Annotated in this window: 21 protein-coding genes; 10 read left to right on the top strand and 11 right to left on the bottom strand. The window is 59.7% G+C overall.

The window, feature by feature from the left end; translation table 11 throughout:
• Window positions 1-2 precede the first annotated feature (2 nt).
• On the bottom strand, window positions 3-632 hold the full coding sequence (locus ACZ89R_RS18100; RefSeq protein WP_429545031.1) for a LysE family translocator: 630 nt from the start codon (window positions 630-632) through the stop codon (window positions 3-5).
• 145 nt (window positions 633-777) lie between these two features.
• Here ACZ89R_RS18100 and ACZ89R_RS18095 point away from each other — a divergent pair, with 145 nt between their 5' ends.
• Window positions 778-1,251: an Lrp/AsnC family transcriptional regulator gene (locus ACZ89R_RS18095; RefSeq protein ID WP_429545032.1), complete on the top strand. Its 474-nt coding sequence runs from the start codon at window positions 778-780 to the stop codon at window positions 1,249-1,251.
• Between the two features lie 121 nt (window positions 1,252-1,372).
• Here ACZ89R_RS18095 and lpdA read toward each other — a convergent pair whose 3' ends face one another.
• The gene (lpdA, locus tag ACZ89R_RS18090; RefSeq protein WP_429545033.1) at window positions 1,373-2,773 is read right to left on the bottom strand and encodes a dihydrolipoyl dehydrogenase; all 1,401 of its coding nucleotides are present in this window, start codon (window positions 2,771-2,773) and stop codon (window positions 1,373-1,375) included.
• Between the two features lie 208 nt (window positions 2,774-2,981).
• Between lpdA and hflK (ACZ89R_RS18085) the strand changes: the two genes are divergently transcribed.
• From hflK (ACZ89R_RS18085) to cfaB, 5 genes are all read left to right on the top strand, one after another.
• Entirely contained in the window at window positions 2,982-4,946 is a 1,965-nt protein-coding gene (gene hflK, locus ACZ89R_RS18085) for a protease modulator HflK (RefSeq protein ID WP_429545034.1), read from the top strand.
• The gene (hflC, locus tag ACZ89R_RS18080; protein ID WP_429545035.1) at window positions 4,943-5,992 is read left to right on the top strand and encodes a protease modulator HflC; all 1,050 of its coding nucleotides are present in this window, start codon (window positions 4,943-4,945) and stop codon (window positions 5,990-5,992) included. Before hflK (ACZ89R_RS18085) ends, hflC begins: the two co-directional genes overlap by 4 nt.
• On the top strand, window positions 5,989-7,047 hold the full coding sequence (gene hflK, locus ACZ89R_RS18075; protein ID WP_429545036.1) for a protease modulator HflK: 1,059 nt from the start codon (window positions 5,989-5,991) through the stop codon (window positions 7,045-7,047). Before hflC ends, hflK (ACZ89R_RS18075) begins: the two co-directional genes overlap by 4 nt.
• Window positions 7,044-8,954: a heavy metal translocating P-type ATPase gene (locus tag ACZ89R_RS18070; protein ID WP_429545037.1), complete on the top strand. Its 1,911-nt coding sequence runs from the start codon at window positions 7,044-7,046 to the stop codon at window positions 8,952-8,954. Before hflK (ACZ89R_RS18075) ends, ACZ89R_RS18070 begins: the two co-directional genes overlap by 4 nt.
• A gap of 199 nt (window positions 8,955-9,153) precedes the next feature.
• Window positions 9,154-10,341: a C17 cyclopropane fatty acid synthase CfaB gene (gene cfaB / locus ACZ89R_RS18065; RefSeq protein ID WP_429545038.1), complete on the top strand. Its 1,188-nt coding sequence runs from the start codon at window positions 9,154-9,156 to the stop codon at window positions 10,339-10,341.
• On the opposite strand, the gene cls is transcribed toward cfaB, so the two are convergent.
• Window positions 10,338-11,777, bottom strand: coding sequence for a cardiolipin synthase (cls, locus tag ACZ89R_RS18060; RefSeq protein WP_429545039.1), 1,440 nt, complete (start codon window positions 11,775-11,777; stop codon window positions 10,338-10,340). The two genes, cfaB and cls, sit on opposite strands and share 4 nt — an antisense overlap.
• 131 nt (window positions 11,778-11,908) lie before the next feature.
• Between cls and ACZ89R_RS18055 the strand changes: the two genes are divergently transcribed.
• Entirely contained in the window at window positions 11,909-12,430 is a 522-nt protein-coding gene (locus ACZ89R_RS18055) for a DUF3617 domain-containing protein (protein WP_429545040.1), read from the top strand.
• Between the two features lie 99 nt (window positions 12,431-12,529).
• On the opposite strand, the gene ACZ89R_RS18050 is transcribed toward ACZ89R_RS18055, so the two are convergent.
• From ACZ89R_RS18050 to ACZ89R_RS18015, 8 genes are all read right to left on the bottom strand, one after another.
• Complete coding sequence (locus ACZ89R_RS18050; RefSeq protein ID WP_429545041.1) at window positions 12,530-13,432, bottom strand: His/Gly/Thr/Pro-type tRNA ligase C-terminal domain-containing protein; 903 nt, start codon at window positions 13,430-13,432, stop codon at window positions 12,530-12,532.
• Window positions 13,433-13,465: 33 nt separating this feature from the next.
• Complete coding sequence (locus ACZ89R_RS18045) at window positions 13,466-14,803, bottom strand: dihydroorotase (protein WP_429545042.1); 1,338 nt, start codon at window positions 14,801-14,803, stop codon at window positions 13,466-13,468.
• A gap of 2 nt (window positions 14,804-14,805) precedes the next feature.
• Entirely contained in the window at window positions 14,806-15,366 is a 561-nt protein-coding gene (locus ACZ89R_RS18040) for a gamma carbonic anhydrase family protein (protein WP_429545043.1), read from the bottom strand.
• Window positions 15,363-16,238: a metal ABC transporter substrate-binding protein gene (locus ACZ89R_RS18035; protein ID WP_429545044.1), complete on the bottom strand. Its 876-nt coding sequence runs from the start codon at window positions 16,236-16,238 to the stop codon at window positions 15,363-15,365. The genes ACZ89R_RS18040 and ACZ89R_RS18035 overlap by 4 nt, the downstream gene beginning before the upstream one ends.
• An 11-nt stretch (window positions 16,239-16,249) precedes the next feature.
• Window positions 16,250-17,116, bottom strand: coding sequence for a metal ABC transporter permease (locus ACZ89R_RS18030; protein WP_429545045.1), 867 nt, complete (start codon window positions 17,114-17,116; stop codon window positions 16,250-16,252).
• A complete protein-coding gene (locus tag ACZ89R_RS18025) occupies window positions 17,116-17,784 on the bottom strand; it encodes a metal ABC transporter ATP-binding protein (RefSeq protein WP_429545046.1) in 669 nt (222 codons plus the stop codon). Before ACZ89R_RS18025 ends, ACZ89R_RS18030 begins: the two co-directional genes overlap by 1 nt.
• A complete protein-coding gene (gene folE2 / locus ACZ89R_RS18020) occupies window positions 17,781-18,677 on the bottom strand; it encodes a GTP cyclohydrolase FolE2 (RefSeq protein ID WP_429545047.1) in 897 nt (298 codons plus the stop codon). The genes ACZ89R_RS18025 and folE2 overlap by 4 nt, the downstream gene beginning before the upstream one ends.
• A gap of 149 nt (window positions 18,678-18,826) precedes the next feature.
• Window positions 18,827-19,204 carry a glutamine synthetase gene (locus ACZ89R_RS18015; protein WP_192345148.1) on the bottom strand — a complete coding sequence of 126 codons (378 nt, stop codon included), beginning with the start codon at window positions 19,202-19,204 and terminating at the stop codon, window positions 18,827-18,829.
• 127 nt (window positions 19,205-19,331) lie between these two features.
• Here ACZ89R_RS18015 and dksA point away from each other — a divergent pair, with 127 nt between their 5' ends.
• From dksA to ACZ89R_RS18000, 3 genes are read left to right on the top strand one after another with little or no spacing between them, the layout of a single operon-like run.
• Window positions 19,332-19,736 (top strand): RNA polymerase-binding protein DksA, encoded by a 405-nt coding sequence (gene dksA, locus ACZ89R_RS18010; protein ID WP_429545048.1) that lies wholly within the window; start codon window positions 19,332-19,334, stop codon window positions 19,734-19,736.
• Between the two features lie 28 nt (window positions 19,737-19,764).
• Window positions 19,765-20,973: a zinc metallochaperone GTPase ZigA gene (gene zigA / locus ACZ89R_RS18005; RefSeq protein ID WP_429545049.1), complete on the top strand. Its 1,209-nt coding sequence runs from the start codon at window positions 19,765-19,767 to the stop codon at window positions 20,971-20,973.
• The gene (locus ACZ89R_RS18000; RefSeq protein ID WP_429545050.1) at window positions 20,973-21,623 is read left to right on the top strand and encodes a DUF1826 domain-containing protein; all 651 of its coding nucleotides are present in this window, start codon (window positions 20,973-20,975) and stop codon (window positions 21,621-21,623) included. The genes zigA and ACZ89R_RS18000 overlap by 1 nt, the downstream gene beginning before the upstream one ends.
• The last annotated feature ends 1 nt before the right edge of the window (window position 21,624 follow it).

The raw sequence follows: 21,624 nt of genomic DNA, 5'->3' as shown, positions 1-21,624 counted from the left end.
CCTCAAGCCTGCTGCACAAAAGTCAGCCGCACCGCAAAGCCGATCAGCAGGCTGCCGAACAACCACTGCTGCACCCGCTGGGCCGATGGACTGCGTTGCAGCCAGCGGCCCAGTGCGGCGCCGACCAACGCATAGGCACTGTCGAACAACAACCCGACACCGACCAGCATCACGCCCAGCGTTGTAAATTGCGCGAGCACTGGCCCGGCGTGAGGTTCGATGAACTGCGGCAACAGCACCGAACAGAACAGCAGCGCCTTGGGGTTGAGCAGATTGGTCAGCAAACCGCGCCGGATCGCCTCGCGCCAATGCGATTTTTCAGTCGTGGAACCTGCACTGTTCAAGCTCGGCAGCAGCGTGGTGCGCAGGCACTGAATGCCGATCCACAGCAGGTACGCGGCCCCGACCAGGCGCACCACGTCGAAGGTCCAGGGCGCCGTCTTGAACAGCGCCGCCAAACCCAGCGCCGCCAAGGCCACATGACAACCACGCGCTATGCCCAGCCCCAACGCCGTGGCCAGCGCCGCGCCTTTGCCCTGACGCGCGCCGGTCTGCAACAGCAGAATCATGTCCGGGCCGGGCAACAAGTACACCACCGCCAATGCCATGAAAAACAGCCAGAGTCCTGCCATGTTGCACCCCATTCGTTGTCGATTTGGTGAGGTCAGTCTATGGCTGAAGAGCAGGGCAGGTGGTTGCGTAGTCAGCTTCTAAAGCTTCGATATTTGGCATAACCTGCCATTTTGTGATGATCGAACTATCGGGATCTGCCAAACCATGAAACTAGACGCCTACGACCGCAAGATTCTCGCGGCGCTGCAACGGGACGGTCGCCTGAGCAACGTGCAATTGGCTGACGAAATCGGTTTGTCCGCCTCGCCCTGTTTGCGTCGAGTACGGATGCTGGAAGAAGCGGGAGTGATTCGCGGCTATCAGGCCAATCTGGATCGAGATGAAGTGGGCCTTGGGCTGACGGTGTTTGTCGGGGTCAAAGTTGAACGTCACAACGATGAACAGGCTGAAGCGTTTCGCCTGGCCGTGACGGCATTACCTGAGGTGATTTCGGCATTTCTGGTGTCAGGGGAATCGGATTTTCTGCTGCAAGTGGTGGTGCCGGATTTGCGCGCTTATGACCGTTTTCTCACCGGGCGATTGCTGAAATTGCCGGGTGTGAGCGACATTCGCAGCAACTTTGCGATTCACACGGTGAAGACCCCGGGGGCATTGTCGTTGGGGCATTTACCGCTTTAGATCGCGTCGACTGCATCGCGAGCAGGCTCGCTCCCACATTGGTTTTGTGAACGCCACAGATCAAATGTCGGAGCGAGCCTGCTCGCGATAGCGGTAGTTCAGTCTCCATCAACCTCCAGGCTTACATCTGTGTCGCCATCCCCTCCACATCCATTGCCGCCTGACGCAATGCTTCGGAGCGGGTCGGGTGTGGATGACAGGTCAGGGCGATATCTTCGGCCGAGGCACTGAACTCCATGGCTACGCAATATTCGCCAATCATCTCACTGACACTGGGGCCCACAAGGTGCACGCCGAGGACTTCGTCGGTGCGCTCATCGGCCAATACTTTGGCGAAGCCTTCGGTTTCGTGATTGATCTTCGCCCGGCTGTTGGCGGTGAAGGGAAATTTGCCGACCTTATAGGCGCGACCTTCGGCTTTCAGCTGTTCTTCGGTCTTGCCGACGCTGGCCAGCTCCGGTTTGGTGTAGATCACGTTCGGGATCAGGTCGTAATTGACCTCGCCGGCCTTGCCGACGATTTGCTCGATGCAGGCCATGGCTTCGTCTTCGGCCTTGTGGGCAAGCATCGGCCCAGACGTGACATCACCGATCACCCAGACGCCAGCGGCCTCAGTGCGGTGGCCCTTATTGGCGAGCATGCCGCGTTTGTCCGTGGAGAGACCGACGTTTTCCAGCCCCAGGCCTTGGGTATAAGGGCGTCGACCAATGGCCACCAACACGTAATCGGCTTCAAGTAACTCGGCGGTGCCACCCGCGGCCGGTTCGACGCTGAGCTGAACACCGCTCGCCGACGTCGTGGCGCTGGTGACTTTCGAACTCAACTTGAAGCTGATGCCTTGCTTGCTCAATGAGCGCTGAAGGGTCTTGCCTGCCTCGCCATCCACACCGGGGCAGATCCGGTCGAGAAATTCGACCACCGTCACTTGGGCGCCCAGGCGCCGCCATACCGAGCCCAGCTCCAGGCCGATCACCCCGGCACCAATCACCACCAAGTGCTTCGGCACTTCGCCCAGTGACAGTGCGCCGGTGGAGTCGAGAATGCGTTTGTTGTCGATGTCTACACCCGGCAGGGGAGTGGGCTCGGAACCGGTGGCGATGACGATGTCCTTGGCGCTCAGCTCGGTCTTGGTGCCCTGGCTGTCGGTCACCGTGACTTTGCCCGGCCCGTCGATGTGGCCCCAGCCCTTGATCCAGTCGACTTTGTTTTTGCGAAACAGAAACTCGATGCCCTTGGTCAGCCCGGTAACGCTTTCATCTTTTTGTTTCATCATCTGGGCCAGGTTGAGGACAGGTTTGACCTCAATCCCCAGGTTGGCGAATTCCGCCCCCATGGCCGCGTCGTAGAGTTCGGAGGCATGCAGCAGAGCCTTGGACGGCATGCAACCGACATTCAGGCAGGTCCCGCCCAGAGTGGCGCGGCCTTCCACGCAGGCTGCTTTCAGACCCAGCTGGCCGGCGCGGATCGCTGCGTTATAACCGCCGGGGCCTGCGCCCAGAATCACGACGTCATAGGTGCTCATAGTGGTACTCCTGATGAAAGGGGGCAGGATCGATAAAAGTAGCCTTTGGTAAAAATTACGAACGTAATATGTGCGTTTCGAGCCATTTCGGTCAAGGCTTCAGCTTGGCGACAGGTCCGGCGCTTTTAGATAGAGCAATTTACGACGAATATTTCACCACTTTCGTTATATCGTAACGAACTGTGATGTGAGCGATGGCTGGGGTGTTATGCAAGTCGATCTCGATGGCGATGGGGCACAAATAGCAGCGCTGCCGCGCTTTCAGCAGGCGGTCGTTCAAGGGCGTCGATTGCGGCAATTCGCAATGGGTTTGGGAGCCTTGGCGGCAATTGGGCTGGTACTGGCGTTTTTTGTCGGGCTATTTGCACCGCAGTCGCTCTGGCCGGCGTTGTTGGTCAATCAGAGCGCCGGTTTGCTGGTGCTGGTCGCCGGCCTGCAATCGGCCTGGTGGGTAACGCAGTGGCGCGCACGGGCGATGAATCCGGCATTGTCGGTGCCGGTGGTTGTCGCTGAGGAAGTCGTTGCCGCTGAAGGCTGGTACGAGCGGTTGCTGGACCGGATCAGCCAACGTTGGTTGCGCTTGCTGGGGCAGATCGGTGCGCCGACGCTATGGTTGGCTGGCTGGGCGTTATTGACGTTGTACAGCATCGAGCAAGTCTGGAATCTGACCTTGCCGCCCGCCGTGCTGGGATTGTCGGCCAGTGTCGGCGCCACACTATCGTTGCTGCTGGCTTTCGGTTTGCTGGTGCTGGAGCGGCAACTGGCACAGGAAAACGTCGCCCAGTGGCCCGAAGCAGGGCCGTTGGCGCAGCTGACACGGGTCGCGATTATTTGCCTGGTGCTCAGCGCACTGTGTTTGTTGTTCGGCAGCGAAACATCAGTCTGGCCGGCGCGTCTGGCGGTGCTGATCGGTTTGCTGCCGGGAATGGTCGCCGTCGAGTTGCTGCTGCGGGCCGTGTTGTCGCTGTTCAGTCCTCGTCGTGAACAGCTGGAACCGGCCTTGCTGGCTCGAAGCTTTGTCGCCGACATGCTGCGTTGGCCGCCGCAGCCTTTGCTCGCATTGCAGCACGAATTGCACAATCGCTTTGGTATCGACCTGCGACAAATCTGGGCCTTCACCTACATGCGCCGGGCGTTTTTGCCGGTGCTGGCAGTGGTGGCTATCGTCGGTTGGTCGCTCACCGGCATTCACGAAATTCCCCTGCAAGGGCGCGGTATCTACGAGCGTTTCGGCAAACCGGTGGAGGTGTTTGGTCCCGGTTTGCACGCCGGTTTACCGTGGCCGCTGGGCCGCGTGCTGAGCGTTGGAAACGGAGTGGTCCACGAGTTGGCCACCAGCGTTGGCGAAACGTCGGCGCCGGTCGCGGCCGAACCTGCCGAAGGCCCGGCACCGGCGATTGCCAATCGATTGTGGGACGCCAGCCATGTGAACGACAAATCCCAAGTCATTGCCAGCAGCCGCGCTGACAAACAGAGCTTCCAGATCGTCAACATGGACGTGCGCTTCATCTATCGCATCGGCTTGAGCGATCAGGCGGCATTAGCCGCAACGTACAACAGCGCCGATGTGCCAACGTTGATCCGCAGCACCGCCAGCCGGATTCTGGTTCACGATTTTGCCTCACGAACCCTCGATGGTTTGCTCGGCGAGGACAGGGTAGGGCTGGCCGAAGAGATCGGCCGTGCCGTGCAGGCTGACCTGCAAAAACTCGATAGCGGTGTGGAAATTCTCGCCACGGTGGTCGAGGCCATCCACCCGCCAGCGGGGGCAGCCAATGCTTATCACGGCGTGCAAGCGGCGCAGATTGCAGCTCAGGCGTTGATTTCCCGTGAGCGCGGGGCTGCGGCCGAGGCGACCAATCAGGCGCAATTGCAAGCCAGCCTCGCTCACGATCAAGCCACGGCCAGTGCTCATGAAATCAACTCGACCGCTCAGGCCGCCGACCTGAAATTTGCCGCCGAGCGAAAGGCTTATTCCAGCGCCGGCCAGGCCTTCGTGCTGGAGCAATACCTCAGCCAGCTGACCCAAGGTTTGGCCAACGCCAGGCTGCTGATTCTCGATCATCGTCTGGGCGGCAGCGGTAATGCGCCGACCATCGACCTACGTACATTCACGCTGCCGGCTGATCCTGCGCCGCCGCGTAATACCGTTCAGCCAGGAGCCGTCCATTGAGCCAGCCGACGCCTACACACAATCGCGATCACGATGACCACGCTGGCCACGATCACGGCCATGGCGGACATCACCACGGCCATCACCATCACCACCACGGTGATCCACACGAAGCTGGCCCTTTCCCGTGGCGGCGAATGGGTTGGGCGGCGCTGTTAGTGGCGTTTGCCATTGCGGCGGCGAGCCTGGTGCAAGTGCGCTCGGGGGAGGCCACGGTCATCACTCGCTTCGGCAATCCATCGCGGGTGTTGCTGGAACCCGGTCTTGGCTGGCGCTGGCCGGCACCGTTCGAAGCGGCGATCCCGGTGGATCTGCGGCTGCGCACCACCTCCAGCGGTTTGCAGGATGTGGGCACGCGCGATGGTTTGCGCATCATCGTGCAAGCTTACGTGGCCTGGCAGGTGCAAGGTGATCCGGACAACGTGCAACGCTTTATGCGCGCCGTACAGAACCAGCCGGACGAAGCCGCGCGGCAGATCCGCACCTTTGTCGGCTCGGCGCTGGAAACCACCGCCAGCAATTTCGATCTGGCCAATTTGGTGAACACCGATGCCAACCAAGTGCGCATCGCCGATTTTGAAGCGCAGTTGCGTCAGCAGATCGATCAACAGTTGCTCACCACCTATGGCGTGCGAGTGCTGCAAGTCGGCATCGAGCGTTTGACCCTGCCGTCGGTGACGCTCACCGCGACGGTCGATCGTATGCGCGCCGAGCGTGAAACCATCGCCACTGAACGCACGGCCATCGGCAAGCGTGAAGCTGCGCAAATTCGCTCGGCGGCCGAGCGTGATGCGCGAATCGTGCAAGCCGATGCGACGGTGAAAGCTGCAGACATCGAAGCCCAATCCCGCGTCGAAGCGGCGCAGATATACGGCCGTGCCTACGCCGGTTCGCCGCAGCTCTACAACTTGCTGCGCTCTCTCGACACCTTGGGCACTATCGTCACGCCAGGCACCAAACTGATTTTACGTACCGATGCCGCACCGTTCCGGGTGTTGGTCGACGGTCCGCCGACGCTCGATAACAAGTCCGGGTCGCAGCCATGAGTTTAGTTCCACGTGGAACAAATGAGTTGAGCAGCCCCTGGATTCAGGCCGGACGCTTGGCTTTTCTGGCGCTGTACGCCGTGACCGTGCTGGCTGCGTTGGCTTGGGCATTTTCCAATGTGCGGCAAATCGACCCGCAAAATCGTGCCGTGGTGCTGCACTTCGGCGCACTGGATCGGATTCAAAATGCCGGTTTGCTGTTGGCATGGCCGCGCCCGTTTGAGCAGGTCATCTTGTTGCCTGCGGCGGATCGGGTGATCGAGCGTCGGGTGGAAAGTCTGCTGCGCTCGGATGCTGCATTGCAGGCGGATCGAGTCGCGAGTTTCGCCACGCCCATCAGCGATGCGCTCGCCGGTTCCGGTTATCTGCTGACCGGTGATGCAGGCGTGGTGCAACTGGATGTGCGGGTGTTCTACAAAGTCACCGAGCCCTATGCCTTCGTTCTCCAAGGTGAACATGTGCTGCCGGCACTGGATCGGCTGGTGACGCGCAGTGCCGTGGCGCTCACCGCCGCGCGCGACCTGGACACCATCCTGGTGGCGCGACCGGAACTGATCGGCGCCGACAATCAGGCCGCTGAGCGCCGCGAACGTCTACGTGGCGATCTGGTGCAGGGCATCAATCAACGCTTGGCCGAACTGACGGCGACCGGGCAGGGGATGGGCATTGAAGTGGCGCGGGTCGATGTGCAATCGAGTCTGCCCGGCCCGGCGGTGAACGCGTTCAACGCGGTGTTAACCGCCAGCCAGCAGGCCGACAAAGCCGTGGCCAACGCGCGCACTGAAGCCGAGAAGTTGACTCAAAGCGCCACCGAACAAGCCGACCGCACGTTGCAAGTGGCTCACGCCCAAGCCAGCGAGCGCCTGGCAAAAGCCTCCGCCGACACCGCCACGGTACTGAGCTTGGCCAAGGCGCAACAGCAGGGCACCGACCCGCAAATGCTGCTGCGTATTTACCGTGAGCGGATGCCGAAGATTCTCGGGCAGGCTGGCTCGGTGACCACGGTCGATCCGAAAGATGATTCCCGCCTGATCATTCAGGGAGCAGCGCAATGACTGCCCAAACCGCCGCCGCGCCGAGCATGTTGTCCTCGGCTGAACAACGTAGCGCCGCGCGCCAGTTGACCTTGGCCATGCTTGCTCTGGGCTTGCTTGCGCTAGGCCTGATCTGGCGCTGGTTGTCGCCGGAGCAGACCGGTGTCAGTCAATTGTTGTTGGGTTTTGCTTCCTTGCTGGTAGCCGTGCCTGTCATGCGCTCGGCGTGGTATAGCCTGCGTTATCCGAGCCTGCATGGGATCACCGATCAACTGATCGCCCTGGCCATGCTCGGTGCCTGGGCCACAGGCGATCTGCTCACCGCGGCGTTGCTGCCGATCATCATGATCTTCGGCCACGTGCTGGAAGAGCGCAGTGTGATCGGTTCCCAGGAAGCCATTCATGCTCTGGGCAAACTGACTCGCAGCCATGCACGCAAGATTCAGGCTGATGGCAGCGTTGTTGAAGTCGACAACGGCACCCTCAAGGCCGGTGATCTCGTGGAGGTGCGTGCCGGTGATCGAGTGCCGGCGGATGGCCGGGTGTTGTCCGGTCAGGCAAGCCTCGACACCGCCTCGATCACCGGTGAGTCGGTGCCAATAGAAGCCGGTGTGGGCATGCCGGTGTTCGGCGGGGCGATCAATCTCGATGGCCTGCTGCGCATTGAAGTGACCCGCACCGGTCACGAGTCGACGCTGGGTAAAGTCATCGCGCTGATGCAAAGCGCCGAACGTTCCAAGCCGCCGATCACCCGATTGCTCGAACGCTACGCTGGCAGCTACATGCTGCTGGTGTTGTTGCTGGCGGCTGTGACCTGGTTCGTTACCAATAATGCCCAAGCGATGCTCGCAGTGTTGGTCGCGGCTTGCCCTTGCGCGCTGGTGTTGTCGGCACCGGCCACGGCCATTGCCGGGGTGGCGGTGGCGGCTCGGCACGGGATTCTGATTCGCAGCTCGGCGTTCCTCGAAGAGTTGGCTGACCTGACGTCCTTAGTAGTCGACAAGACCGGAACCCTGACATTCGGCACCTTGCGCCTGCAATCCATCGACAGTCCGCTGGAAGATCGCAGTCACGTACTGAAGCTCGCCGCCAGCCTCGGTTCCGCCAGCAGTCACCCGGTCAGCCGCGCCTTGGCCGGGTTGGTCACTCAGGAACATTTTCTGCTGCTCTCGGACATTCATGAGCGTCAGGGGCTGGGTGTCGTGGCGATGACCGAGCAGGGCGAAGCGGCCCTCGGTCGTCCGGAGCTGTTCGCACAATTGGGCATCGCCACATCAGCTGTGCCCGAACACGACGGCCCGATTGCCGGGCTGGCACTCAACGGTGAATTTCTCGCCTGGCTGTTGCTCGCTGACAGTATCAAACCCGAGGCACGGTTTGCCCTGAGTGAGTTGCGTGAACTGGGTTTGGGTCGTCAGTTGTTGCTCACCGGGGATCGGCAAAGCGTTGCGCACACGCTGGCCCGGGATGTGGGCATCAGCGATGTCGAAGCCCAGGCCTTGCCCGAGGACAAACTCAATCGTGTGCTGAAAGAAATCGGCAGCGGATTCCGCCCGATGGTGGTGGGAGACGGCATCAACGATTCCCTGGCGCTCAAGGCTGGTGTGGTCGGCGTGGCGATGGGCGCAGGCGGTGCGGACATCGCGCTGGCTTCGGCCGATATCGTACTGATCGGCAGCGACCTGCGCCGGCTCGGGACCTGTGTGCGCTTGAGTCGCCAATGCCGCCAAACCTTGCAAGTCAACGTGATCATCGGTTTGGGTTGGACCCTCGCCATCGTTGCGTTTGCCGCATTCGGCTGGCTTGGGGCGGCAGGGGCGATGATTGCCGCGCTGTTGCACAACTTGAGCACGTTATTAGTGCTCGGGAATGCCGGGCGTTTGCTACGCTTTCAGGAACCCCTACTCAAGCTTAAGGATGAGGTGTGAGCGTCTACAACTTTTCAGAACTGTGTACCGGATTTGTAGTCATCTAGGGTAAGGCGGTCATTTTCAACGATCGCCCGTTGGATGGTTTCAGTGTTGCAGGCAACACCGGGAATAGAAAAAGGCTATTAATTCGATAGCCTGCTATTTTTCAAGGATGGTCTACCCTCAGATTTGACGTCTGAAACAAGGGGGACTTTTCATGCTCGCGCAACTTCCACCGGCCTTACAGAACCTGCAATTACCGCTTCGCTTGCGACTCTGGGATGGCCATGAGTTCAATCTGGGGCCGACGCCCAGTGTCACCATTGTGGTCAAGGACCCCCACATGGTTACCCAGTTCACCCATCCTAGCCTCGACGCGTTGGGGGCGGCGTTCGTCGAGGGCAAGCTGGAACTGGAAGGTTCCATCAGCGACGTGATTCGTGTCTGCGATGAGTGGAGTCAGGCGCTGATCAACGAAGATCAAGATGCACAACCGGTGCGCACGGTTCATGACAAAGAGACCGATGCCAAAGCCATTTCCTACCACTACGACCTCTCCAACGCGTTTTATCAACTGTGGCTCGACAGCGACATGGCGTATTCCTGTGCCTATTTCGAGACCGGCAGTGAAACCCTCGAGCAAGCCCAACAAGCCAAGTTTCGCCACCTGTGCCGCAAGCTGCGGTTGCAGCCAGGCGAATATCTGCTGGATGTGGGTTGCGGCTGGGGCGGGTTGGCGCGGTATGCGGCTCGTGAGTTCGGCGCCAAGGTGTTCGGGATCACATTGAGTAAGGAGCAATTGGCGCTGGCCCGTGAACGGGTCAAAGCCGAAGGCCTGGAGGATCAGATCGAATTGCAACTGCTCGACTACCGCGATTTGCCTCAGGACGGGCGCTTCGACAAGGTGGTCAGCGTCGGCATGTTCGAACACGTTGGCCATGCGAATCTTGCCGAGTACTGCAAAACCTTGTTCGGCGCGGTGAAAGAGGGTGGCCTGGTGATGAACCACGGGATCACCGCCAAGCACACCGATGGTCGTCCGGTTGGGCGCGGCGCTGGTGAATTCATTGAGAAGTACGTGTTCCCCAACGGCGAGCTGCCGCACTTGGCGATGATCTCGGCCGAGATCAGCGAAGCGGGGCTGGAGATTGTCGATGTCGAGAGCTTGCGCCTGCATTACGCGCGAACCCTGGACCACTGGAGCGAACGCCTGGAAGATAATCTGGAAGCCGCCGGCAAACTGGTGCCAGAACAGGCTTTACGGATCTGGCGGTTGTACCTGGCGGGATGCGCCTATGCCTTCGCCAGGGGCTGGATCAACCTGCATCAAATCCTCGCGGTGAAAGCCCATCCCGATGGCAGCCATGAACTGCCCTGGACCCGCGACGACATTTACAACCCTTAAAGAATCGGTGAAATAAGCCGGGCGATCCGCATGCCGATCTGTTGCAGACGGTGGGTCTCCCGGCTTTCTTCTTTGGCGATTTCGTGAGCCTGGGCGAAGTCATCGTTGAGCATCTGTTCCACTTCGGCAGCAAACGCACTGTCGACCGTCAGCAACATCACTTCGAAATTCAGCCGGAACGAACGGTTGTCCATGTTGGCGCTGCCAATGGCGCTGATTTCGCTGTCGATCAGCACCACTTTCTGATGCATGAATCCCGGCTGGTAACGGAACAGGCGTACGCCAGCACGTACGGCTTCGAAGGCGTAAAGGCTGGACGCGGCGTAGACGATCCGGTGATCCGCCCGCGACGGCAACAAAATCCGTACATCCACACCACGCAATACTGCCAGCCGTAACGCGGCGAACACCGCTTCGTCGGGGATGAAGTAAGGGGTGGTGATCCACACCCGTTCCATCGCCGCATGGATGGCTTCGACGAAGAATAGCGAACAGGTTTCGTAGGAATCCGCCGGGCCGGTGGCCAGCAATTGGCAGAGCACGCCGTCATCCGGATAAACCTCCGGCAGGATCAACGGCGGCAGCGAACGGGCTGCCCAGAACCAATCTTCGGCAAAGGACTCCTGCATGCAGGCCACCACCGGCCCGCGCACTTGCACGTGGGTGTCGCGCCATGGCGCCAAGGGTGGTTTCTCGCCCATGTACTCGTCGCCGACGTTGAGCCCGCCGACAAAACCGACTATCCCGTCGACCACTACGATCTTGCGGTGGTTACGGAAATTGACCTGAAAGCGGTTGAGCCAGCCGCTGCGGGTGGCGAAGGCTTTGACCTCGATACCGGCATCGCGCAACGGTTGTACATAACCATGGGGCAGGGAATGGCTGCCGATGCGGTCGTAGAGCAAGTAAATCGCCACGCCTTCGGCAGCTTTCTTGGTCAGCAAGGTGTGCAGGCGTTGGCCGAGGCGATCGTCGTGGATGATGAAGAACTGGATCAACACCGCTTGTCGGGCGTTACTGATGGCGTCGAAAATCGCATCGAAGGTGGCTTGGCCATCAATCAATAGGTGTACTTCGTTATTCGCCAGGCACGGCATGCGCCCCAGTTTCGGCATGGCCCTCAACGACGCGTAGGCGCTGGAGGCACGAGCAGCCAGCGCCTCTTCTACCCAGGGGCGCCAGTTCAGCTCGGAGATGGCCTTGCGCATTTCCTCGTTGGCTTGCCGTCGGGCCTTGATATAGCCGTCGAAGGTGCTGCGGCCGAAGACCAGATAAGGGATAAGCGTGAGGTAGGGAATGAACAGCAGTGACAGGGCCCAGGCGATCGAGCCCTGAGCGGTCCGAACGGTCAATACGGCATGGATGGCGGCAATCGAACCCAGCGTGTGCAGGATTGCGATCAGATAACCGAAAACATGCGGTCCAAAATAATCCATGGGGCAGCCTTGCTCCTGAAGATTCAATGCTTAACAGACCATGTTCCGGGCAGAATGTCGCTATTTAATTGGCCCATGAACCGAAGCCCGTGGCTGACGTCTAACGGCCACTAATGATCAGGAGTTACTCGATGAACGTTCGTCTGCTGGGTTTGGCCATTGCGTTTGGTTTGACACTGCCTTTGGCTGCTCAGGCGCAGATGTTGCAGCCGGGCTTGTGGGAAATGACTTCAAGCAACATGAAGGTCGATGACCAGAACCTGCCCGATCTGCAACTGATCCTTGGCCAGATACAAAGTCAGATGACCCCTGAACAGCGCGCGCAGCTGGAGAAGCAGGGCATCACCATGGGCGGTAAGGGGATTCGGGCGTGCCTGACGCCCGAGCAGGTGAAAACCGATAACATTCCACTGACGGACCCACAATCGGGCTGCAAGCAGCAAATCACCGAACGTACCGGAAATCAGTGGAAATTCCGTTTCAGCTGCCCGAAGGCGCAAGGTGCGGGTGTCGCCACATTCCTCAGCGATCGTGAGTTCACCACCAAGGTCAACGGCACCTTCAACGCCACCGGCATTCAGCAGAAGGGTAGCCTCGATACTCGCGCTGTGTGGTTGGGCCAGGATTGCGGGACCGTTAAACCGCGGGCCTAAAAGCTTCGCGGGCAAGCCTCGCTCCTACGGGGTATCAATGTCGATCGTGCGAACGATACAGATGCTGTAGGAGCGAGGCTTGCCCGCGGAGGCGTCCGCTCAGGCACCTCCCGTCCTGGGCGGATTCAACAATTCACACACCGCCTCAATCCCTTTCTCCCCGAAATCCTCACCACTGCCGCTGCGCATGCTGACAAACCCGCCTTCCTTTTCCTTCTCTCCCACTACCAGCAGATACGGCACTTTCTGGCTGTGCTGGCGAATCTTGTGGCTGATTTTCTCGTTACGCAGGTCCGAGTTGGCGCGCAATCCGCGGCGGCGCAGCGTCTCGGTCACCGAGTGTGCATAAGCGCTCTGACGTTCATCGATGTTCACGACCATCACCTGCGACGGGGCTCGCCAGGTGTCCAGTTCCTGTTGGCTGGACCAGCATGTACCGTAGATCCGTTGCTCAGAGGTACCGCCAATATGATCCAGCGCAAAGGCCTGCAACACTTTGGTGGTGGGAACATGCGGACCTGCAGCAAAACTTTCAAAATCTCCCAAGCGATATAGCGATAACCGTTCGGTTGGTGTCGTCCGGGTAACTGTTTCCCGTCGGATCGAATGGTTGGTTGCCGCTAATGCATGCATGCGCGCTTCAATCAGGGGCAGCTCGGCCAACGTTAAAGAGCGCCGGAAAGCAAACTCATAAAAGAAACCGTCACCCAGCGACGTTCCGGCTCGCAACTGCACATTCGGATGAAGCTGTTTGACGGCCATGGCCAGCATCAGCGCGCAGGAACGGCGAAGGATCTCCAGGCCATCTGGCTCCTGAGGTGTGACGATACTCACCCGGGCATCGCCCTTGATCAGGAATCCACAATCCACCAACACGCCGTCGACCCGACCGGCCACCGCCGCGTTGGCCAACCCGAGACTGATACTCGCAGCGACTTCATACACAGTCAGTGGCTGATCGTACTCACGCAATGAACCATCGGGCAGGGTGATGTGGATCATGATCGTGTTCTCGAATGTTTTCGATAACGCGCGCTAGCGCATAAACCGTAGGGCTAAACCCTGGCAGCTGTCATTAAGACGTTGGTCGTGCCAGGCAATTTGCCCCGACACGACCGTAGTGGCGACGCTGTGGCGAAAACAGTGGTGGGTGAAGGGCGTCCAGCCGCATTGAGAGAGGATCGGTTGCCGGGAAACGGCAAGGCCATCAGGCTCGGGTTTGATCAACACCAGATCTGCCCAGTAGCCTTCGCGCAGGTAACCGCGGTCGGGGATGGCAAACAGATCGGCGACCCGGTGACTGGTCTTGGCCACGAGGGCGGTGATCGGCAATATCTCATCGGACACCAGCTCCAGCAACGCGGGCAGGGCGTGTTGTACCAACGGCAAACCGGACGGCGCCTGGCTGTAGGGCCGCTGTTTTTCAGCCCAGGTGTGAGGTGCGTGATCGCTGCCGATCACATCCAGTCGATTGCTCAACAATGCTTTGCGCAACGCATCGCGGTCGGCCTGAGTCTTGATCGCCGGGTTGCACTTGATCAGGTTACCGAGGCTCGGGTAGTCGCGATCATCGAACAGCAAGTGGTGCAGACAGACTTCGGCGGTGATGCGCTTCTGTGCCAGCGGCTGGTCTTCGAACAGCGCCAGCTCACGGGCAGTGCTCAAGTGTAAAACGTGCAGTCGGGTGCCGTGTTGCCTGGCCAGATCAACGGCCATTGAGGAGGAGCGAAAGCACGCTTCGGCGTTGCGGATCAGCGGGTGAGCGGCGGGCGGAAGGTGCTCGCCGAACAGCTCTCGCAGGTTCGCGGCATTGGTTTCGATGCTGGGTGTGTGTTCGCAGTGGGCCAACAAAATGGTCGGCACTTCGGCGAAGAGCCGCTCGAGAATCCGTGGATCGTCCACCAGCATGTTGCCGGTGGAGGCGCCCATGAACACTTTGACTCCGGCCACCTCACAAGGATTGAGCGCGGCGACGGTATCGAGATTGTCGTTGCTCACGCCGAAATGAAAACCGTAATTGGCCACTGAGCTGGTCGCCGCCCGACGCTTTTTGTCGGCCAGCGCGGCGAGGGTCAAGGTGGCCGGGGAGGTGTTGGGCATGTCCATGAAGCTGGTGATGCCGCCGGCAACTGCCGCCCTGGATTCGGTATGGAAGCTGCCCTTGTCCGGCGCTCCGGGGTCGCGGAAATGCACCTGGTCATCGATCATGCCCGGCAGCAGCCATTGGCCGTTGGCGTCGATTTCCACGGCGGCCGTTTCACCTTCGATACTGCTGGCGATCTTGACGATGCGGCCGTGGCTTACCAGCAGATCACCGTCGAACTCACGACCTTCATTGACCAGCCGGGCATTGCGAATCAGCACGCTGCTCATGGTCAGAATTCGTTTTGCAGGGCTTTGTAGCCCCGCACCAGATCGACGTTGGTGCGCGCCACGTCCTCGGAAAACTCCGAGGCGCTGACGCTCACCGGTGGGAACTGCGACAGGTCAGTGTTGGGGCCTATGCGTGTGGTGGAGGGCACGTAGAAGTCTTCAGGCAAGTCACGACCATCGACCACCGAGTTGTGCCGCACCACGCAACCGTCGCCCACCGTGCAGTTGAACAGCACGCTGTTGAACCCGATGAATACGCGATTACCAACGGTGCAGGGGCCATGCACGATGGAGCGGTGGGCGATGGAGCTGAACTCGCCAATGGTCACCGCCGCCCCCGACTTGGAGTGAATCACCACGCCGTCCTGGATGTTCGAATTGGCGCCGATGGTGATTGGTTCCATCTCGCCCGAATCATCCACTTCATCGGCGCGAATCACCGCGTAGGGACCGACGAACACGTTCGCGCCGATCACCACTTTGCCGCAGATGATGGCGGTTTTATCCACGTACGCGGACTCCGCAATCAGCGGCAGATCGCCGGAAGGATTCTTGCGGATCATGGCTTGCTCAACGCCTCATACAAGGTGTTGAGGTTGTATTCGAACAACCCGGCGAACGTGCTCGCCGGGCCTGTCGTCGCGAGGGCATCGGAGTACAGCGTGCCGCCGATATGCGCGCCGCTTTCATCGGCGATTTGCTTGAGCAGGCGTGCGTCCTTGATGTTTTCCATGAACACCGCTTTGACCTTGGCCTGACGGATCTGCGTGATCAGCGCAGCGACTTCGGCGGCCGACGGTTCACGTTCGGTGGACAAACCTTGTGGCGCCATGAAGTCGATGCCGTAAGCCTGACCGAGATAGCCGAAGGCGTCATGGGAGGTCACGATTTTGCGATTACCCGGCGGCAGCGAACCGAGCTTGGCTTTGGCCTCGGCGAGCAAGGCATAGATCTTTTTCAGGTAGGCCTGGCTGTTGTGTTCGTAGTCGGTTTTGTTGGCAGGGTCGGCGGCAATCAGCGCTTTGGTGATGTTGCTGATGTACAGCTCGGTGTTCGCCAGGTTGTGCCAGGCGTGTGGATCGGGAATGGTTTCGCCGTCTTCATCCAGCGAGCGTGGAATGACACCGCGGCTGGCACTAATGACCGCAGCTTTGGTCTCGGTGCTGGTCACCAGACGGTCCAGCCACGGCTCGAAACCTAGCCCGTTCTTGATGATCAATTTGGCTTTGAGCAATGCCTTGGCATCGTCCGGGGTCGGCTCATAGGTGTGGGCATCGGCGTCCGGCCCGACCATGTTGGTGATCTGGATATGGTCGCCGCCGACCTGATGGGTCATGTCGGCGAGGATGCTGAAGCTGGTGACTACCTGGAGTTTTTCCGCGGCAGACAGCGACATCGACAGCATCAAACTGAACAGCACGAGTAAAGCGCGCATCGGGTAACACCTCATTGGGATGTGAGCAAAGGCGGGCGGCGCAGCAAGCCGTGCACCGGACCGAACACCACGGACAGCAGATACAAACCGCCAGCCACCAGCACGATCGCCGGGCCGCTGGGTAGCGAGTAGTAGAACGACAGCAACAAGCCGAACCAGACCGAGAGGCAACCGAGCAGCGCGGCGATGGCGATCAGTACCGGCAAGCGACGACTCCAGAAGCGAGAAGCCGCGGCCGGCAACATCATCAAACCGACCACCATCAAGGCACCGATAGCCTGGAAGCCGATCACCAGATTCAGCACCACCAGGGTCAGAAATATCCCGTGAGCCAGTGGCCCGAGGCGGCTGACGGTTTGCAGAAAGAGCGGGTCGAGGGTGTCCAGCAACAGGGGTTTGTAGATGAGGGCCATGGCGATCAGGCTGAAGCCCGAGACCCAAATCATGCCGGTCAACGTCGGCCCGTCGACCGCGAGTGCCGAGCCAAACAACAGGTGCAACAGGTCCAGCCGCTTGCCGGCGATACCGAGGATCAGCACGCCGCTGGCCAGCGATATCGGGTAGATCGCGGCCAGGCTCGCGTCTTCTCGCAGGCCGGTGCGGCGGGTGATCCAGGCTGCCAGTCCGGCCATGCTCAGGCCAGCGGCGAGGCCACCGATGGTCAACGCGGGCAGACTCAACCCGGCGAACCAGAAGCCCAATGCGGCGCCCGGCAAGATGCCGTGAGCCACCGCGTCACCTATCAGGCTCATGCGCCGCAGGATCAGAAACACCCCAAGCGGAGCGGTGCTGCACGCCAGTACGAGGCCACCAAGCAACGCCCGGCGCATGAATACGAATTCGTGGAACGGTTGCCAAAGCTGAGCGGCAGCGATCATCAAGCCACCTGCGTCTGGGGTTGTTGGTAAATCAGATCGGTACTGAGGCCGAGCACGCAGCCGCTGCTTTTGATCAATAGGGCTTGTGGGATGTGTTGGCGCACGGCGGCCAGGTCATGACACACCACCACCAGCGTTCGGCCTTCGGCATGCCAGGCGTGGATGTGTTTCCAGAGCAGCATCTGGCCGAGTTCATCGAGTGCGGCGTGGGGCTCGTCGAGCAGCAGCAAAGGGGCTTCGGCGAGACTCAACCGGGCGAGCAGCGCACGTTGCAGTTCGCCTCCGGAGAGGGCCATCAATGGGCGATGTTCCAGGCCGGTCAGGCACCAGTCTTCCAGCGCAGACTTGAGGCGTTGGCTGCGAATCTGTGGAGCTTGTTTGCTGCCCCAGAAACCTGCGGCCACCAACTCTTGCAAGCTGATGGGGAATTGCCGGTCCAGATGTTGTTGCTGAGGCAGGAACGAAAGGCCGCCTTTGCGTGGAACATCAATGATGACTTTTCCGGTCAGTGGCTTTTGCAAACCGGCGATGACTTTCAGCAGGCTGCTTTTACCCGAACCGTTGGCACCGATGACAGCGGTCAGACTTCCTTTGGGTAACTGGAAATCCACCGATGGAGTGAGCGGTTGACCGGGAGCGCCCCAGCGCAAGGCTTGGCATTGGATCATGCGGCCTCCCAATTCCAGCGACTTTCGGCGACAGCATCGTGGGCATGAAGACTTTCGGCGTGAACGACTCGCACGTGAAAGGCGTTGATTCCGACGGAGCGTTTCAGGGCCAGGTTCAAGCGTCGAGCGGCGTCTTCGCAGAACATCAGGTTCTGTCCATTGGCGAGGGCGAAGGCTTGTTCGTCGGCGCGTTTAACGGCGGTTTGCACTGCGGTGCCGAGGGCTGCCTCCGCATCGTTGATCGCGGCGATCAGCGGCAGGTCATCCAGGTAGTCGTCCAGACGCAGTTGCAATTGCGCATTGCTGCGTTGGCTATGCGGCGTGGCGACGATGCCTTTCGTGGAACCGAGCCAAGCCAGAACGTCAGCGTGTTGAAGCGCTTTGTTGGCAAAGTCATCCACGAATTGTTGTTGAATCAACTGCCGCGAAAGTGCTGCTGAGCACGGGCAGGTTGAGGAATAAGGAACATCGATTTTTAGTTCCACGTGGAACATCGCGTTTTTCAAACTGGCTTCGATGCTCACCGGATAAGTTTTCCAACCGGTTAGCGGACTGATGAGCGCGGGTCTTTTGAGCAATAGTTCGCTGTGAATTTTTAGGTAAGCGTTGTGGGAAAGTCCTTCATGGGTCTCGAGAAAATTCTGCAAGACTCGCCGCAATAACGCGGGCGAAAGGTTTTCCTGCTCAAGCATTTCCAACGCCAGATACAGCCGCGACATATGGATGCCACGTGCCTCTCCATCGTCGAGGCTAACGCCAGCGTCGGCCTTTGCGCTCAGTCGTTGGCCATCGAGTAAAACAGGAAGAGCAATGCCGCACATGCCCACCCAATCGAGTGGCAGGGCTTGGCGTGAGGCCTGCGCGGCGATATCCGGCAGAGTCAGCGCATTCATGAGCAGGTCCATCGTGGGAGTTGATTTGGCATGTTATATTATAACAATAAACTCGACGATGCCTTTTTCGTGAGCGGGCTTTCACCATGTTCAGACGTCACTTGCTCATGCGGACGCGGCGCCGCGTCTCACTCGGACGGTCTCGAGGCCTAGCAGCCGGTCATCCGGCTACACGTGAACTTGCCGCTACTGCCGCCGGAGCTGGAAAACCGATTGATGGTTGTCCAGCCAACCCGGCGGTTGTAGCCGACCCAGGCTTCGCCATCGGACGCGATGCCCGTGAAGAATGTCAGTTGCCCGTAGCGGCTGTTGGTTTGCGCCCATTGGCGTTTGCCGGCTACTTCGAAGCCGCGCAGATAGATCGTGCTACCGACGGTGTTAACGCTGTAGGCATTGCCGTCGGCATCCACGCAGGCCAGCAGATTGGCGCTGCGAGTGCAGTTGGCCAGGCTCGGGACTTGTCCCCAGGCATCGGCCGCGATCAGCAGCGAAAGGCTCAACAGCGAGAATTTCAGCGCGTTTCCCATGGCATTTCTCAAGGGGGCGGACGGGCTAAAGCATCGTGCCCTTTGTCGTGAGGAACAAGAGGGGAGTGGCTTATTTGTGTTGTTATACTATAACATAAAAATACACCCGCTCTGATGATCCATCTCCATGACTGAACAAGAACTCCTCGCTCAACCCGCCGCCGATTACATGAACGACGCCCAGCAAGGCTTCTTTCGCGAGCTGTTGCTGGCTCAGCGCAGCGAGCTGCAGGAGCGCATTGCCGGCGAGTTTGACGCGTTACGCGAGCAGGAACCCCACAGCGATCCCGCTGATATCGGCAGCGCCGAAGAACAGCGCCAGTGGCAACTGCGCCTGCTGGAGCGGGAAAAGAAGCTCCTGGACAAGATCGACGAAGCCCTCGAACACCTGGCTCGCGGTGAGTACGGCTGGTGTCGCGAAACCGGTGAGCAGATCGGTCTCAAACGCCTGCTGCTGCGACCCACCGCCACTCTGTGCATTGAAGCCAAAGAACGTGAAGAGCTGCGCGAACGCCATCAACGGGCGATTTGACCGGCCACATCCTGATGAGGAATACCTGATGCCCAATCGTCTCCCCGTGACCGTCCTATCGGGCTTTCTCGGCGCCGGAAAAAGTACACTTCTTAATTACGTACTACGTAATCGCGAAAATTTGCGGGTCGCGGTGATCGTCAATGACATGAGTGAGATCAACATTGATGGCAGCGAAGTTCAGCGCGATGTCAGCCTGAACCGTGCCGAAGAAAAACTCGTGGAAATGAGTAACGGCTGCATCTGCTGCACCTTGAGGGAAGATTTGCTCGAAGAAGTCAGCAAACTCGCCAAGGAGGGTCGTTTCGATTATCTGTTGATTGAGTCCACGGGGATTTCCGAGCCTCTGCCCGTGGCAGAGACCTTCACGTTTCGCGATGAAGAAGGGCAGAGCCTGGCGGACATCGCGCGGCTCGATACCATGGTCACCGTGGTCGACGGCATGAATTTCCTGCTCGACTATCAGGCCGCCGAAAGCCTCGCTTCCCGTGGCGAAACCCTGGGCGAGGAGGACGAACGCTCGATCACCGACCTGTTGATCGAGCAGATCGAATTCGCCGACGTGATCCTGATCAGCAAGATAGATTTGATCGGCAGTAACGAGCGCCAGGAGTTGATCGCGATCCTTGAACGGCTCAATTCCCAGGCGGAAATCATTCCGATGGTCATGGGCGAAGTGCCGCTCAAGAAAATCCTCAACACCGGGCGCTTCGACTTCGAAAAAGCCGCTCAGGCACCGGGATGGTTGCAGGAATTGCGCGGTGAACGCGTGCCGGAAACCGAGGAATACGGTATCGCCTCCACGGCCTATCGGGCGCGGCGACCGTTTCATCCACAACGCTTCTTCAACTTCATCGACCGTCCGTGGGTGAACGGTAAATTGCTGCGGTCCAAGGGCTATTTCTGGCTGGCCAGCAAACACAGGGATGCTGGTAGCTGGTCCCAGGCCGGTGGTTTGATGCGCCACGGTTTTGCCGGGCGCTGGTGGCGTTTCGTGCCGAAAAACCAGTGGCCGCAAGACGAAGAAAGCACTGCCGGGATCATGGAAAACTGGACGGCCGCCACCGGTGATTGCCGTCAGGAACTGGTGTTTATCGGCCAGAACATCGACTTCGCGCAACTCGCCGCCGAACTCGATAACTGCCTGCTGACGGATGCTGAAATGGCCTTGGGTGTCGAGGGCTGGCAGTTACTGCCCGATCCGTTCGGTCCTTGGCACGAAGAGGCGGCCGCCTGATGTTGGCGCCCAGTCTTAAACTGCGACCGGTCATTCGTCAGGTTCAAGGTGATACGCCAAAAGCGCTGACCGGAATTCTGGACGACGGCGTAAACCTGGCCCTCTGGCAACGCCAACTCCCGGCGCACATTACCGATTTCGGTCGCTTGTTGTTGTCCCTGAATGAGCCGCTGGCCGAGTCGTTGTCCCTGGAAATGCCCGGCGAGGACGCCGAACCCAATCTCCACGGTTTAGCCTCAGGCTTCAGCGATCTGGAAGGCTACGAAGGCTTTATTGCCGATGTTTCCTGGCTGGTCAGTGCTTTCACCTGCCTGTTGGGCGCCCAGCGTATCGGCCTGCGCCTGCGGGTTCTGGACAAAGCCATGTGCCCGCGTTTCCACGTCGATCACGTGCCGGTGCGGTTGATCACCACCTACGCAGGTATCGGCAGCCAATGGCTGAAAGAAGGGGCGATGGATCGCCGGCAATTAGGCAAACCTGAGGCCGAACCGCAGGACGAGTCGCTGATCCAGCAAATCTCCAGTGGCGAAGTGGCGTTGCTTAAAGGGGAGAAGTGGCACGGCAACGAAGGCTTCGGTTTGATCCACCGCTCGCCGCAGCCGGCGCCAGGCGAGCGTCGTTTGATCCTGACCCTTGACTGGCTGAGCTAGC

Source organism: Pseudomonas sp. TE3728 (assembly GCF_056279145.1).
The sequence above is the reverse complement of the archived record's forward strand: the minus strand, read 5'-3'. Positions and strand labels throughout refer to the sequence as shown.